Genomic DNA, 14,564 nt, shown 5'->3' on the forward strand with positions numbered 1-14,564 from the left:
CACCGCGGCGCAATGCGCTGCGGTGGGGGCAGATGCGCGGAGCCATGCCTTTCCCTCGCCGTTGATCCTGGCGATGCTGCCTCACCGCCCCATCTCGAGGGCCAAGCACACGAGGGAATGCCCGCTATGCAGGCTGCCAGCTGGACCCGGCCAGAACTGCGCTCGCTGACCCTCGTCTCCGGCGCGCATATGGTCAGCCACATCCACCAGCTCGTCCTGCCGCCGCTCTTCCCCCTGCTGCGCGACAAGCTCGGCGTCTCCTTCGTCGAGCTGGCGCTGGCGCTGACGCTCTACAACATCGTCTCCGGCGTCACCCAGGCACCGCTCGGCTATGCGGTGGACCGCTACGGCTCGCGCCGGGTGCTGGTGGCGGGGCTCGGCCTCGGCGCCTTTGCCCTCGTCCTGCTGGCGGCGATGCCGACCTACCCGGTGCTGCTGGTCTCGGCGGCGCTGCTCGGCCTGGCGAACGCGGTCTACCACCCGGCGGATTACGAGATCCTCGGCCGCTCCATCGGCGAGGAGCGGATCGGCCGCGCCTTCTCCATCCACACTTTCTCCGGCTATCTCGGCGGGGCGATGGCCCCGGCGCTGATGCTCGGCCTCTCCAGCCTCGCCGGGCTCGAGGCAGCACTCGGCGCGGCCGGAGGGCTTGCCATCCTCGCCGCCCTGCCGCTCGCCTTCGCCCGCGACGAGGCCCCCGCGCCCCGCGCCGCCGCAGCCAAATCGGCCAAGGCGCCGGCCGAATCGGTGCTGACGCCGGCCGTCATCATGCTGACGGTCTTCTTCACCCTGCTCGCCCTCTCGCTCGGCGGCATCCAGAACTTCTCGGTAGTGGCGCTGGTGAACGGCCGCGGCGTCGACTTCGCCGCGGCCAATGTCGCGCTCAGCGCCTTCCTGCTGCTGAGCGCCTTCGGCGTGCTGGCCGGCGGCATCATCGCCGACCGCACCACGCGCCATGGCGACGTGGCGAGCCTCGGCTTCGGCCTCACCGGGGCACTGATCGGCCTGGTCGGGCTGGTGCCGCTCGGGCCGGCGGTGCTGATCGGCGTGATGGGGCTGGCGGGCTTCTTCTCCGGCATGATCATGCCCTCGCGCGACATGCTGGTGCGCGCCGCGGCGCCGCCCGGTGCGGTCGGCCGGGTCTTCGGCATCGTGACGACGGGCTTCAACATCGGCGGCGCGGTGGGGCCGATGATCTACGGCGCGCTGATGGACCATGGCCGGCCGCTGCTGGTCTTCGCCGCCTCGGTCTGCTTCATCCTGGCGACCATGGCGATGGCCTTCGTCGGCGAGCGCCGCTTCAAGCGGCCGGCGGCCGCCGTCGAGTGAACCAGGACGACCGGGAGGAATACAGGAGATGAGTGGCTTCGCTTCAATGACCCGGCGCGCCGCGCTCGGGGCAGGCGCCGCCCTGCTGGCCGCGCGGGGCGCCCGGGCGGCCGGCTATCCGGACCGGCCCGTCCGCATCGTCGTCCCCTACACGCCGGGCGGCACCACCGACGTCGCCGCCCGCTTCGTGGCGGAGCCGCTGTCGAAGGCGCTCGGCCAGCCCGTGGTGGTGGAGAACCGGCCCGGCGCCAACAGCATCGTCGGCGCCGGCGCGGTCGCCGCCAGCTCGCCCGATGGCTACAGCTTCGCCGTGGTGATCGGCGCCCATGCCGCCAATGCCACGCTCTACAAGGGCAAGCTGCCCTTCGACCCGGTGGCGAGCTTCGCCCCGGTCTCGCTGATGATGCTGGCGCCGCTGGTGCTCGGCGCCAATCCCCGCCTGCCCTTCACCGACCTGCCCGGGATGCTGGCCTATGCCAAGGCGCGGCCGGGCGCGTTGAACTACGGCTCGAGCGGCATCGGCGCCGCGGCCCACCTGACCATGGAGGACCTGCAGGTCCGCACCGGTACCCAGATGGTGCATGTGCCCTATCGCGGCACGGCGCCGGCGCTGCAGGACCTGCTCTCCGGCAATATCGGCGTGATGTTCGACAGCTATTCCTCGCTGCGGGCGCAGTTCGAGAGCGGCGCCGTCCGCCCGATCGGCTTCGCCAGCGCCACGCGCCCGGCCTGGGCGCCAAACATCCCGACCCTGAGCGAGGGCGGCCTGCCGGATTTCGTCTCCAGCACCTGGTGCCTGCTGCTCGCCCCGGCCAATACGCCGCGCGAGATCGTCGAGCGCGTCTCGGCCGAGGTGGCGAAGATCGTCAAAGATCCGGCCGCGACCGAGCGGCTGCGCGGCCTGGGTTTCGACGCGGTCGGCAGCAGCCCGGAGGAAGCCGGGACCTTTCTTCGCGGCGAGGTGGAGCGCTGGGCCAAGGTCATCACCGCGGCCAACGTCACCGTCGAGTAAGGCTACCGCCCGGTGAAGTCCGGGCGGCGGCGGCCGAGGAAGGCAGCGACGCCCTCGGCGAAATCCGCCGTCCCGGCCGAGGCGAGGAAGGCTGCTTCCTCGGCGGCGAGCTGGGTCGGCAGGTCGCGGCCTGCCGCCCCGCGGAGCAGCGCCTTGGCCCGGCCGAAGGCGGCCGTCGGCCCGCTGGCGAGCTGCTGCGCCAGCGTCTCCGTCGCCGCCTCCAGCTCGGCGGCTGGCACGACCCGGTTCACCAGCCCGGCGGCGAGCGCCGCCCGCCCGTCCAGCTCCTCGCCGAGCATCGCCAGCCCCATCGCCCCGCGCAGGCCGAGCAGGCGCGGCAACACCCAGCTCCCGCCGCAATCCGGCACGGTGCCGAGCTTCAGGTAGCCGAGGGCGAAGCGCGCATCCTCCGCCGCGATGATGAGATCGGCCCCGAGGGCGAGGGAGAAGCCGCCCCCCGCCGCCGCGCCCTGCACGCTGGCAAGCACCGGGACGGGGAGGGCGGCGAGCCCGGCCACCGCCTCGTGCATCGGCTGCAGGATATGGCGGATCTCGGCCAATGCCTGCGGCCCCTGAAAGGCCGAGATGTCGCCGCCCGCCATGAAGGCCCGCCCGGCGCCGCAAAGCACGACGCATCGGAGATCGGGGTCCTGCGGCAGGGCATCGACGGCTTCGCGGAAGGCCGCGGCCATGGCGGCATCGATGGCGTTCAGCCGCTCCGGCCGGTTGAAGCGGAGGCGGGTGACGGCGCCGGAGCGCTCGACGAGGAGGGGGTTCGACATGGGGCGAGACTGCACCCGCCGCGCGCATAAAAAAAGCCGGCAGGGGTGCCCCCGCCGGCCTCGTCTGGTTTGCCCGAAGGGCCCGAGGATTACTCCTCGCCGGCCATCTCGCGGCGGCGGCGGATGGCCGCGCCCAGGATGTCGCCGAGCGAGGCGCCGCTGTCGGTGGAGCCGTACTCCTTCATCGCCTCGCGCTCCTCCTCGATCTCCTTGCCCTTGATGGTCAGGGCGAGGCGGCGGGCGGCGCGGTCCACGGCGGTGACCTTGGCATCGACCTTCTCGCCCACGGCGAACTTGTCGGGGCGCTGGTCGCCACGGTCACGCGCCAGCTCGGCGCGGCGGATGAAGCCGGTGAGGACGTCCTCGACCCGGACCTCGATGCCGTTGGCCTGCACCTGCGTGACGATGCAGGTGACGACGTCGCCCTTGCGGACCTTGTCGAGCACTTCGGCGGCCGGATCGGCCTCGAGCTGCTTCACGCCGAGGGAGATGCGCTCCTTCTCGACATCCACATCGAGCACCTTGGCCTTGATGACCGTGCCCTTCTCGAAGTTGGCCATCGCCGCCTCGCCGGCCTCTTCCCAGGAGAGGTCGGACATGTGGACCATGCCGTCGATCTCTGGGCCGATGCCGATGAACAGGCCGAACTCGGTGATGTTGCGGATCTCGCCCTCGACCACGGAGCCCGGCGGATGGGCCTCGAGGAACAGCTCCCACGGGTTGCCCTGGGCCTGCTTCAGGCCGAGCGAGATGCGGCGCTTCGGCTCGTCCACGTCGAGGATCATCACGTCCACTTCCTGCGAGGTGGCGACGATCTTGCCCGGATGGACGTTCTTCTTCGTCCAGGACATCTCGCTCACATGCACGAGGCCCTCGACGCCCGGCTCCAGCTCCACGAAGGCGCCGTAGTCGGTGATGTTGGTCACGCGGCCGCTGAACTTGGCGTTCACCGGGTACTTGATGGCGACGCCATCCCACGGATCGGCCATCAGCTGCTTCATGCCGAGGCTGATGCGCTGGGTCTCGCTGTTGAAGCGGATGACCTGCACCTTCACCGGCTGGCCGATGGTCAGCGCCTCGGACGGGTGGTTGATGCGGCGCCAGGCGATGTCGGTGACATGTAGCAGGCCGTCCACGCCGCCGAGGTCCACGAACGCACCGTAGTCAGTGATGTTCTTGACCACGCCGTCGAGGATCATGCCCTCCTTCAGGCCCTGGATCAGCTCGCTGCGCTGCTCCGCACGGGTCTCCTCGAGCACCGCACGACGCGACACCACGATGTTGCCGCGGGCGCGGTCCATCTTGAGGATCTGGAAGGGCTGCGGGCTGCCCATCAGCGGCCCGACATCGCGCACCGGGCGGATATCGACCTGGGAGCCAGGGAGGAAGGCCACGGCGCCGCCGAGATCGACGGTGAAGCCGCCCTTGACGCGCCCGAAGATCACGCCGTTGACGCGCTGGTTGGCCTGGTAGGCCTTCTCCAGGTTGGTCCAGGCTTCCTCGCGCCGCGCCTTCTCGCGCGACAGCACGATGGAGCCGTCGCGGTCCTCGTAGCGCTCGACGAAGAGCTCGACCACGTCGCCGGCCTGCACTTCCGGCTTCTGCCCCTGCGGGGCGAATTCCTTGAGGGGGACGCGCCCCTCGCTCTTCAGCCCGACATCGACGACGGCGAAGTCGTCATCGATGCGGATGACGCGCCCGGAGACGACCGAGCCGGCGAAGCCGGTATCGGCGCCCAGGGTCTCGTCGAGCATTGCGGCAAAGTCTTCGATCCCCGCGTCATGCGCGAGGGTGGTGGCGGATGCCATGCGGTCTGTCTGTCCCGAACTGCCCGCAAGCGGCGGGCGGTGGTCCTGCGCCCCCGGCGATCCGCCGGGCACGGCTTGATCGGGCGCCGTGCCGTCCCTGTCGGGCGGATAAAGGCGCGTTCGACCCTGTGCCTTGGGCAGCGTAACGGCCCGCCCGGTCCCGGCCCTTGGGCTGCAAGCCACCTCACATTGCTGTGATGTCGGACCCTCAACCGCGGGCGCCGCGGCCCTTACGGGTACGCGGACATGATTTCGCTAGGCTTTTGTCGCCCCAGGGTCAAGCAAATTCAGCCGGGAGCGCACCATCGCCAGGGCGGCGGCGAAGGCGGCCTCGGCATCCATCCGCGTGGTGTCGAGCAACAGGGCATCGGCGGCGGGTTTCAGTGGGGCGACCGGGCGCCCGGCATCCTGCGCATCGCGGGCGCGGATCTCGGCCTCGACCTGGGCGGCATCGGCCGCGACGCCGCGGGCTTGCAGCTCCAGCCAGCGGCGGCGGCCGCGCTCCTCCGGGCTCGCGGTGACGAAGAGCTTCACCGGCGCCTCGGGGAAGACGACGGTGCCGATGTCGCGCCCGTCCATCACCGCGCCGTGGCGGCGGCCGAACTCGCGCTGCCAGTCGAGCAGGGCGGCGCGCACGGCGGGGATGGCGGCGACGGTGCTGGCGGCCATGTCGGCGGCGGGTCCGCGCAGGTCGGCACGGTGGAGATCCTCCGGGCGGAGGGCGGCGGCCTCGGCGGCGGCGATGGTGGCGTCGTGCGGGTCGGCCTCGCGGTCGAGCACGCGGCGGCCGGTCGCGCGGTAGAGCAGGCCCGTATCGAGATAGGGAAGGCAGAGCGTGGCAGCGAGGCGGCGGGCGAGCGTCCCCTTGCCCGCCGCGGCTGGACCATCGACGGCGATGACGATGGCGAGGCTCATGCCGGGCGGATCGCCTCGGTGCCGGCGGCGCGGTTCAGCAGCGCGGCAAAGCCGGGGAAGCTGGTCTCGATGAAGCCGGCATCGTCCACCGCGACGGGCGCGCGGGCGGCGAGGCCCATGACCAGGGCGCTCATCGCCAGGCGGTGGTCCATATGGGTGGCGACGGTGCCGCCGCCGGGAATGGCGCCGCCTGTGCCCTCGACCAGCAGGTCGTCGCCCTCGATCCGGGCGGCGATGCCGTTGGCGGCGAGCATGGTGGCCGTCGCGGCGAGGCGGTCGCTCTCCTTCACCCGCAGCTCGGCGAGGCCGCGCATCCGGGTGGTGCCCGTGGCGGCGGCGGCGGCGACGGCGAGGATGGGGTACTCGTCGATCATCGAGGGCGCGCGCTCGGGCGGCACCTCCACGGCGCGGAGCGGGCCATGGGTAGCGACCAGGTCGCCGACCGGCTCGCCGCCCTCGACCCGGGAATTTTCGACCCGCAGCTCGGCCCCCATCTCGCGCATCGTGGCGAAGAGGCCCGTCCGCAGCGGGTTGAGCCCGACATTGGCGATCGTCACCCGCGAGCCGGGGACGAGCAGGGCGGCCACCAGCAGGAAGGCGGCGGAGGAGGGGTCGCCAGGGACGAGGATGGACGCCGCGGTCAGCTCCGGCTGGCCGTCCAGCTCGATCACCCGTCCCTCGGGCGTGTCCTCCGCCCGGACGGTCGCGCCGAAATGGCGGAGCATGTTCTCGGTGTGGTCGCGGGTCGGCTCCGGCTCTACCACGCGGGTGGTGCCCCGGGCGCAGAGTCCGGCGAGCAGGCAGGCAGACTTCACCTGGGCCGAGGCGACGGGCAGCCGGTAGTCGAGCGGCAGCGGGTCCGCCGCACCCTGGACGGCGAGCGGCAGGCGGCCGCCCGCGCGGGTCCGGAAGCTGGCGCCGGTTGCGGCGAGCGGTTCCGTCACCCGCAGCATGGGGCGGCGTCGGAGCGAGGCGTCGCCGGTCATCACCGCAAATATGGGGTGGCCGGCGAGCAGGCCGCAAAGCAGCCGGGCGGCGGTGCCGCTATTGCCCATGTCGAGCACGTCGGCCGGCTCGGTGAGGCCGCCGATGCCCCGGCCGGCGACGCGCCAGGCGCCAGGGCCCTGCTGCTCCACCGTGGCGCCGAGGGCGCGCATGGCGGCGGCGGTGCGCAGCACGTCCTCGCCCTCCAGCAGCCCCTCGATCACTGTGGTGCCGATGGCGAGCGCGCCGAACATCAGTGCGCGATGGCTGATCGACTTGTCACCCGGTACGCGATGGGTGCCGGAGAGGGGCGCGGCGGGCGCCTGGGCGCGGAGCGGCCGAGGAAAGGCATCATGGGACATGGCCCCGCGCGTTTGACATGCCCCGGCCCCACGTGGCAATGCGCGTGACCCTTTTTCAGCCGCCGGCACGCAGCCGCCCTACACCTCTTCGTGCCGGGGGCATTCCGATACGAGGCTTTCCCCCATGGCCAAGCCCGAACTGGGCCTTAAGCGTGTCTGCGTCGCCTGCGGCACGAAATTCTATGACCTGACTCGCGCCCCTGCCATCTGCCCGAAATGCGGCACCGAGCAGCCGGCGGAGCAGCCGCGCCTGCGCCGCGCCGCCGGCAGCTTGCCGGTGGACGACAAGCTGAAGAAGCGGGCCGTCGTGCCGGATGCCGAGGCGGATGATGTCGAGCTGGAGGATGTCGAGGCCGATGAGACGGTCGAGGACGCCGAGGAGCTCGACGACGAGGCCGATGCGATCGGCGAGGAGATCGAGGTCGAAGGCGATCGCGACGAGGAAGGCTGACCCCGGCGCGGGCGGCGCGCCATGACGGCGCCGCCGCCCGCCCTGCTGCTGACCCGGCTGATGCTGCGGGATTTCCGCAGCTATCCGGCGCTGACCGTGTCCTTCGGGTCTCCGATCGTTGCCGTCTCGGGCGAGAACGGGGTCGGCAAGACCAACCTGCTGGAAGCCATCAGCCTGCTCGGCCCCGGGCGTGGGCTACGCGGGGCGCGGATGGCCGATTGCGCCCGGCAGGCGGGGCAGGGGCCGCTGCCCTGGGCCGTCGCAGGCCGTTTCGACAGCCTCGGCAACGGCCCTTTCGACATCGGCACCGGCACGCCGGAGGGCGGGCCGATCGAGCGGCGGACCTTCCGCCTCGACGGCGCCCCGGTGCGGAGCCAGGCTGAACTGGCCGAGCGGATCGCCCTCGTCTGGCTGACGCCACAGATGGACCGGCTGTTCCAGGATGGGGCGGGCGACCGACGGCGCTTCCTCGACCGGCTGGTCTGGGCGCTGGAGCCGCACCATGCCCGCGAGGTCGCCGCCTATGAGAACGCCATGGCCCAGCGCAACCGGCTGCTGGCGCAGGAGCGGCGGGAGGGCAGGGGCGTGGACCCGGCCTGGCTTGCGGCGCTCGAGGATGCCATGGCACGGCACGGCGTGGCTGCCGCGGCGGCCCGGCGGGGGCTGGTCGGGCGGCTGAACGCGGCGCTGCTGGGCGGCATCACCGGCGCCTTCCCGGCGGCGCGGCTCGATCTGCAATGCATGGCGGCCACCGCGCTGGACGAGGCGCCGGCGCTCGCGGTCGAGGACGGGCTGCGGGCCGGCTGGGCCGCCAGCCGCGGCCGCGACGCGGCGGCCGGGGCGACGCTGGAGGGGCCGCATCGGGCCGACCTGCTCTTCACCCATGCGCCGAAGGGGCTGCCGGCGGCGCTCTGCTCCACCGGCGAGCAGAAGGCCCTGCTGATCGCCGTGGTCCTGGCCCATGCCGGGCTGATCGCCGCCGCCCGTGGCTTCGCCCCGCTGCTGCTGCTGGACGAGGTGGCGGCCCATCTGGATGCCAGGCGGCGGGAGGCGCTGTTCGAGGCGCTGGCGGCCTTGCCGGCGCAGTCCTTCCTTACCGGGACGGATGCCGGCATCTTCGCCCCGCTGCGCGGCACGGCGGAGGGGTTCCGGGCGCTACCCGGCGCACTCGTTCCGGATAGCGATTTACCCGTGCCCTGAGCGCTGGGAGTCCCTATATAGAGTGCCGTCCCCATAGCGATGATTCGAGGAGCTTGCCGCCGGCATGAACGATGACGCCGTGCGCGCCGAATCCACCCCGACCGGATCGTCGGGCGCCGATTACAACAGCGCATCCATCACTGTCCTGAAGGGCCTCGAGGCCGTTCGCAAGCGGCCGGGCATGTATATCGGCGATACCGATGACGGCTCGGGCCTGCACCACATGGCGTTCGAGATCATCGACAACGCCGTGGACGAGGCCCAGGCGGGCTACGCCAGCCGCGTCGAGGTTACGCTGAACGGCGACGGCAGCGTCACCGTGCGCGACGACGGCCGCGGCATCCCGGTCGACATGCATGAGGAGGAGGGGGTCTCCGCCGCCGAGGTGGTGCTGACCCGCCTCCATGCCGGCGGCAAGTTCAACCAGAACTCCTACAAGGTCTCCGGCGGCTTGCACGGCGTCGGCGCCGCGGTGGTCAACGCCCTGTCCGAATGGATGGAGGTGCGGATCTGGCGCAACGGGACCGAGCACTTCATCCGCTTCGAGCATGGCGACACGACCGAGCCGCTGCGCGTCATCGGAGCCTCGGCCGAGCGCACCGGCACCGAGGTCACCTTCAAGCCGTCCAGCGGCACCTTTACCAAGGTGGAGTACGACTTCGCCGTGCTGGAGCGGCGGCTGCGGGAGCTCGCCTTCCTCAATTCCGGCCTGGCCATCGCCCTGAAGGACGACCGCCACGTCCCGGCGCAGGAGATCTTCTTCCAGTTCCGCGGCGGCCTTACCGCCTTCGTCGAGTGGCTCGACCAGGGCAAGGAGCCGCTGTTCCGCCCGCCGATCGCCGCCATCAGCAAGGAGAGCGAGGGCATCCGCGTCGAGCTGGCGATGTGGTGGAACAACTCGCCGCGCGAGCTGGCGCTCTGCTTCACCAACAACATCCCGCAGCGCGACGGCGGCACCCACCAGGCGGGCTTCCGCCAGGCGCTGACCCGCGTCGTGATGAAGTATGCCGAGGAGCTGGCCAAGAAGGAGAAGGTCGAGCTTATCGGCGACGACATGCGGGAAGGCCTCACCGCGGTCATCTCGGTGAAGGTGCCGGACCCCAAGTTCAGCTCGCAGACCAAGGACAAGCTGGTTTCCTCCGAAGTCCAGCCGGTGGTGCAGGTGGCGGTCGCCGACGCGCTCTCCCACTGGTTCGAGACGCACCCGAAGGAGGCAAAGGCCGTCCTCGACCAGGTCGTGCTCTCGGCGGCGGCGCGGAAGGCGGCGCAGCTGGCGCGCGACAAGGTGGGGCGGAAGAACGCGCTCGAATTCAGCACCCTGCCGGGCAAGCTGGCCGATTGCCAGGAGCGCGACCCGAGCAAGTGCGAGCTCTTCCTCGTCGAGGGCGACAGCGCGGGCGGTTCGGCCAAGCAGGGGCGCAACCGCGCCTACCAGGCGATCTTGCCGCTCAAGGGCAAGATCCTCAATGTCGAGCGGGCGCGGATGGACAAGATGCTGTCCTCCGCTGAGATCGGCACGCTCATCACCGCGCTCGGCACCGGCATCGGCCCGGGCGAGCCGGCCAAGGGCGGGTTCGACCCGAACAAGCTGCGCTACCACCGCATCGTCATCATGACGGACGCCGACGTGGACGGCAGCCATATCCGCACCCTGCTGCTCACCTTCTTCTTCCGGCAGATGCCGGAGCTGCTGGAGCGCGGGCACCTCTACATCGCCCAGCCGCCGCTCTACCGGGCGAAGCGTGGCAATGACGAGCGCTACCTGAAGGACGACCGCGCGCTCGAGGACTACCTGCTGGAAAAGGCGCTGGCCGGCGCCACGCTGCGCCTTGCCGACGGCCGGGAACTCGCCGGGCCGGAATTGCGGGCGGAGATGGAGCAGCTGCGCCAAGTGGCGAGCCGCGTCCGCCGCCTCGCGTCGCAGGTGCCGACCGAGATCGTCGAGCAGGCCGCCGTCGCCGGCGCGTTGACCTTGGAGCCGGAGCGGGCGCTCGCCGCCGCGCAGGTGCTGGCGGCACGGCTGGACGCGATGGCCAACCCGAACGAGCGCGGCTGGAAGGCGACGGCGGATGCGGATGGCCTCATCCTCTCCCGCATCGTCCGCGGCGTGACCGAGCGGCATGCGCTGAACCCGGCCGCACTCCGCAGCGCCGAGGCGCGCTGGCTGGACGAGCGGCGCGAGACGCTCATCCGCGAGTTCGGCGGCGAGGCGCTGCTGCAGCTCGACAGCACGAGCGCCACGGTGCAGGGTCCGGTGATGGCCTTCGAGCGGATCCTTCAGCAGGGCCGCAAGGGGCTGACAATCCAGCGCTTCAAGGGCCTCGGCGAGATGAACCCCGAGCAGCTCTGGAAGACGACGCTGGACCCCGCCGTCCGCACCCTGCTGCGGGTGAAGGTCGACAGCGTGGAGGAGGCGGAGAAGGCCTTCTCGACACTGATGGGCGATGTTGTCGAGCCGCGGCGCGAGTTCATCGTCGACAACGCTCTGAAGGTGGCGAACCTGGACGTGTAGGGGTTCAGGGCTGGGGGGCAGCCATGACCAAACCCGGCAGGCCGGGCGGCCCTTCAAGCTGGGGCGCGGCCTGCGGTACTGGCGATCCCGCAGGCCTTGGTTCTTTCGCCGCAGTCGATGCGGCGCTTCCTCACTCCTCCCGGAAGGCTCGGGTGAAGTAGTCCGAGACGGGCTTGGTCAGGTAGGACAGCACCGTCCGGTCACCGGTGCGGATGAAGCTCTCGACCGGCATGCCGGGCACCAGCCTCGCGGCGCCCAGCCGTTCCTCCTCGCCCTCGGCGATGGCGATCCGCACGGGGTAGTACTGCAATCCGGAGCGCTGGTCGGTTATGAGATCGGCGGCGATGAGCCGGACCTGGCCGCGCAGTTCCGGCGTGGTCCGCTGGTTGAGGGCGGAAAGGCGCAGCATGGTATCCTGCCCTGGCAGGAGCTGGTCGATGTCCTGCGGCGCCACCTTGACCTCGACGGTCAGGGCGTCGGCCTCGGGCATGATCAGCATCAGCTGCTCGCCCGGTGCGATCACGCCACCGACGGTGTGCACTGCGGACTGGTAGACGATGCCGTCCTGCGGGGCCCGGATGTCGATGCGGCGCAGCTGGTCCTCCGCGGCGACCTTTCGCTCGACCATTTCGGCGATGCGGGCCTCGACTTCGCGCAGCTCCTTCCCCGTCTCGCTGCGGAGATCCTGGTCGATCTGCAGGATCTGCAGCTGCGTCTCGCTGACCCGCCCCCTGGCCTGGGCCATGCCGGAAAGGATCTGCCCATGCTCCCCGCGCAGCCGCGTCTCCTCGCGGCGCAGCAGCGTCACCCGGTTCATGGCCACCAGGTTCTGACGCCAGAGATGCTCGACGGCATGGAGCTCCTCCTGGATGAGCCTGATCTCATCGGCCTTCGCCGCGCCCTGCAGGCGGAGGCCGGCGATCTGCTCGTCGAGCTGGGAGATGCGCTCGCGCAGCTGCGCCTTCTGCCCCTCGCGCGACTGGCGCCGGTTCTCGAAGAGCCGCGCCTCGCTCCGCCACTGGGCATAGGCCTCCGGGCCGAACTCATCCGGCAGGGGGACCATCGCCTCCCGCCCGTCACGCTCCGCCTCGAGCCGCGCCTGCCGTGCCGCCAACTCGCCGAGGCCCTTCGTCAGCATGGCGACATTCGCCCGTGCCACCGTCTCGTCGAGCCGGATCACCACATCGCCGGCCCGCACGCGGTCGCCATCCCGCGCCAGGATTTGGCCGATCACGCCGCCGGTCGGGTGCTGCACCTTCTTCGCATTGCTTTCGACGACGACGCTGCCGGGTGCCGCCACCGCGCCGGAGATCTCCGTGGCGACCGACCAGCCGCCCAGGCCGCCCACCAGCAGGACGCCGGAGGCGAGAGCGACGCGGCCGTGGCGACGAATCGAGCGGCGCGCCTCTGAGACGGGACGGAGGATCATGATGCTGCTCCTGCACTGACGGCCGGCCTGACGAGGGAGACGGCTGCCGCGGGCCTGGTTTCCGGCCCGACCGGCACCGGACGCAGCACCTTGCTCAGCACCTCGTCCCGCGGCCCGATGCCCTGCACCCGCCCCTCGTTCAGGACCATGACGAGGTTGACGCCGGCGAGCGCGCTCGGCCGGTGGGCGATGACGATGACGATCCCGCCCCTCGCACGCACGCCGAGGATCGCCTGGGTAAGGGCCTGCTCGCCCTCGGTGTCGAGATTGGAGTTCGGCTCGTCCAGCACCACTAGGAAGGGATCGCCGTAAAGCGCGCGGGCCAGGCCGATGCGCTGGCGCTGCCCGCCCGAAAGCGCGGCACCGGCTTCGCCGATCTGCGTGTCGTAGCCTTCGGGCAGGCGCAGGATCATCTCATGGACATCGGCCGCGGTGGCGGCGGCGATGATCGCGCCCGGATCGGCCTCCTCCTCGAAGCGGGCAATGTTCTGCGCGACGGTGCCGGCGAACAGCTCCACATCCTGGGGCAGGTAGCCGATGTGCCGGCCGAGATCCTCCGGCAGCCAATGTCCCAGTGCCGCCCCGTCCAGCCGCACCTTCCCCCGCCAGGCCGGCCAGACCCCGACCAGCATGCGGGCCAGCGAGGACTTGCCGGAGGCGCTCGGCCCGATGACGCCGAGGCCGCTGCCGGCGGGAAGCTGGAAGGCGACCTCGTGGATCAGCGGCCGCTGGGTGCCCGGCGCGCCGCTGCTCGCCTGCTCGACCACCAGGGACTTGCGCGGAGCCGGCAAGGCCATCGGATCGCCCTGCGGCGTCGTGGCCTGCAGCAGCGCCGAAAGGCGACGCGCGCCCTGCCGGGCGGTGGCGAAGCCCTTCCAGTTGGCGATGGCCAGCTCGACCGGCGCCAGGGCGCGCGAGGTGAGGATGGAGGCGGCGATCATGACGCCGCCGCTCACCTCGCCCGCGATCACCAGATAGGCGCCGACCGCCAGCACCGCCGATTGCAGCAGCATCCGCAGCACCTTGGAGACGGCGCCGAAGCCGCCGGCGACATCCGAGGTGCGCTGCTGGTGCCGCAGGTAGAGGCCGTTCGCCAGGCCCCAGCGCCGCGCGAGCCGCCTGGCCATGCCGAGCGCCTGCACCGCCTCGGCATTGCGCCGCGCGCCTTCGGCGATGGTGTTGCGAAGGCCTGCCGCCTTCACCGCCTCGCGCGTGGCGCTGCGGGTCAGTAGCTCGGTCAGCAGGGTGAAGGTCACCAGCAGCAGCGCGCCGGCCAGCGCCACCATCCCGATCCAAAAATGGAAGCCGAAGCAGACGGCGAGGTAGAGCGGCATCCATGGCAGGTCGAACAGCGCACCCGGGCCGCTGCCGGCGAGGAAGGCGCGGAGCTGGTCGAGGTCCCGCATCGCCTGCTGTCCTTCGCCGGCCTTCGGCGAGGTGACCGAGGCGCGCAGGTTGGAGCGGAAGACGGGCTGGCTCAGCTCCTCGTCCAGCGCGGCACCCACCCGCGCGAGGATGCGGCCGCGGATCATGTCGAACCCGCCCTGGAAGGCGTAGAGCAGCAGCAGCACGAGGCAGAGGCCGACCAGTGTCGGGATCGAGCGGCTCGGCAGGACCCGGTCGTAGACCTCGAGCATGAAGATGGAGCCCGAAAGGGTCAGCAGGTTGATGACCCCGCTCAGCAGCGCGACGCAGAGGAAGGCGCCGCGACAGGATCGGAACACGCTGGCGGGCAGCATCGGAGACGGGCTGGCCATGTTGAGGGCGCCTCGGGACGGAG

Annotated in this window: 11 protein-coding genes; 5 read left to right on the forward strand and 6 right to left on the reverse strand. The window is 71.4% G+C overall.

The annotated features are described in order from the left end of the window. The first annotated feature begins 126 nt into the window (after positions 1 to 126). Complete coding sequence (locus LH62_RS13360) at positions 127 to 1,329, forward strand: MFS transporter (RefSeq protein WP_043361962.1); 1,203 nt, start codon at positions 127 to 129, stop codon at positions 1,327 to 1,329. A gap of 28 nt (positions 1,330 to 1,357) precedes the next feature. Continuing rightward, a complete protein-coding gene (locus LH62_RS13365; protein ID WP_043361965.1) occupies positions 1,358 to 2,341 on the forward strand; it encodes a tripartite tricarboxylate transporter substrate binding protein in 984 nt (327 codons plus the stop codon). Between the two features lie 2 nt (positions 2,342 to 2,343). Here LH62_RS13365 and LH62_RS13370 read toward each other — a convergent pair whose 3' ends face one another. The 4 genes from LH62_RS13370 to aroA form a co-directional block, all read right to left on the reverse strand. Then, positions 2,344 to 3,123 (reverse strand): enoyl-CoA hydratase/isomerase family protein, encoded by a 780-nt coding sequence (locus LH62_RS13370; protein WP_043361967.1) that lies wholly within the window; start codon positions 3,121 to 3,123, stop codon positions 2,344 to 2,346. An 89-nt stretch (positions 3,124 to 3,212) separates the two neighbouring features. Next, positions 3,213 to 4,931: a 30S ribosomal protein S1 gene (gene rpsA / locus LH62_RS13375; RefSeq protein ID WP_043361968.1), complete on the reverse strand. Its 1,719-nt coding sequence runs from the start codon at positions 4,929 to 4,931 to the stop codon at positions 3,213 to 3,215. A 255-nt stretch (positions 4,932 to 5,186) separates the two neighbouring features. Continuing rightward, complete coding sequence (gene cmk, locus LH62_RS13380) at positions 5,187 to 5,846, reverse strand: (d)CMP kinase (protein WP_043361970.1); 660 nt, start codon at positions 5,844 to 5,846, stop codon at positions 5,187 to 5,189. After that, positions 5,843 to 7,192 (reverse strand): 3-phosphoshikimate 1-carboxyvinyltransferase, encoded by a 1,350-nt coding sequence (gene aroA, locus LH62_RS13385; protein ID WP_043361972.1) that lies wholly within the window; start codon positions 7,190 to 7,192, stop codon positions 5,843 to 5,845. The genes cmk and aroA overlap by 4 nt, the downstream gene beginning before the upstream one ends. 124 nt (positions 7,193 to 7,316) lie before the next feature. On the opposite strand from aroA, the gene LH62_RS13390 reads away from it, so the two are divergent. The 3 genes from LH62_RS13390 to gyrB all read left to right on the forward strand — a co-directional run bounded on the left by LH62_RS13390 (position 7,317) and on the right by gyrB (position 11,355). Continuing rightward, on the forward strand, positions 7,317 to 7,643 hold the full coding sequence (locus tag LH62_RS13390; RefSeq protein WP_043361975.1) for a TIGR02300 family protein: 327 nt from the start codon (positions 7,317 to 7,319) through the stop codon (positions 7,641 to 7,643). Positions 7,644 to 7,664: 21 nt separating this feature from the next. Continuing rightward, positions 7,665 to 8,843 carry a DNA replication/repair protein RecF gene (recF, locus tag LH62_RS13395; RefSeq protein ID WP_043361978.1) on the forward strand — a complete coding sequence of 393 codons (1,179 nt, stop codon included), beginning with the start codon at positions 7,665 to 7,667 and terminating at the stop codon, positions 8,841 to 8,843. A gap of 64 nt (positions 8,844 to 8,907) precedes the next feature. Further along, positions 8,908 to 11,355: a DNA topoisomerase (ATP-hydrolyzing) subunit B gene (gene gyrB, locus LH62_RS13400; RefSeq protein ID WP_043361981.1), complete on the forward strand. Its 2,448-nt coding sequence runs from the start codon at positions 8,908 to 8,910 to the stop codon at positions 11,353 to 11,355. Between the two features lie 130 nt (positions 11,356 to 11,485). Here the strand turns inward: gyrB and LH62_RS13405 are convergent, their stop codons facing one another. Further along, entirely contained in the window at positions 11,486 to 12,784 is a 1,299-nt protein-coding gene (locus tag LH62_RS13405) for an HlyD family type I secretion periplasmic adaptor subunit (protein ID WP_043361984.1), read from the reverse strand. Beyond that, entirely contained in the window at positions 12,781 to 14,541 is a 1,761-nt protein-coding gene (locus LH62_RS13410; RefSeq protein ID WP_043361987.1) for a type I secretion system permease/ATPase, read from the reverse strand. The genes LH62_RS13405 and LH62_RS13410 overlap by 4 nt, the downstream gene beginning before the upstream one ends. Between the last annotated feature and the right edge of the window lie 23 nt (positions 14,542 to 14,564).

The sequence above is a fragment of the Belnapia sp. F-4-1 genome (genome assembly GCF_000802185.1).
Classification (GTDB): domain Bacteria; phylum Pseudomonadota; class Alphaproteobacteria; order Acetobacterales; family Acetobacteraceae; genus Belnapia.

Excerpts from the sequence above, each read along its gene's own strand:
- rpsA (WP_043361968.1), bottom strand. The coding sequence starts at position 4,931 with ATGGCATCCGCCACCACCCTCGCGCATGACGCGGGGATCGAAGACTTT.
- LH62_RS13405 (WP_043361984.1), bottom strand. The coding sequence starts at position 12,784 with ATGATCCTCCGTCCCGTCTCAGAGGCGCGCCGCTCGATTCGTCGCCAC.
- LH62_RS13365 (WP_043361965.1), top strand. The coding sequence starts at position 1,358 with ATGAGTGGCTTCGCTTCAATGACCCGGCGCGCCGCGCTCGGGGCAGGC.
- LH62_RS13390 (WP_043361975.1), top strand. The coding sequence starts at position 7,317 with ATGGCCAAGCCCGAACTGGGCCTTAAGCGTGTCTGCGTCGCCTGCGGC.
- LH62_RS13410 (WP_043361987.1), bottom strand. The coding sequence starts at position 14,541 with ATGGCCAGCCCGTCTCCGATGCTGCCCGCCAGCGTGTTCCGATCCTGT.
- recF (WP_043361978.1), top strand. The coding sequence starts at position 7,665 with ATGACGGCGCCGCCGCCCGCCCTGCTGCTGACCCGGCTGATGCTGCGG.
- gyrB (WP_043361981.1), top strand. The coding sequence starts at position 8,908 with ATGAACGATGACGCCGTGCGCGCCGAATCCACCCCGACCGGATCGTCG.
- LH62_RS13370 (WP_043361967.1), bottom strand. The coding sequence starts at position 3,123 with ATGTCGAACCCCCTCCTCGTCGAGCGCTCCGGCGCCGTCACCCGCCTC.
- LH62_RS13360 (WP_043361962.1), top strand. The coding sequence starts at position 127 with ATGCAGGCTGCCAGCTGGACCCGGCCAGAACTGCGCTCGCTGACCCTC.
- aroA (WP_043361972.1), bottom strand. The coding sequence starts at position 7,192 with ATGTCCCATGATGCCTTTCCTCGGCCGCTCCGCGCCCAGGCGCCCGCC.
- cmk (WP_043361970.1), bottom strand. The coding sequence starts at position 5,846 with ATGAGCCTCGCCATCGTCATCGCCGTCGATGGTCCAGCCGCGGCGGGC.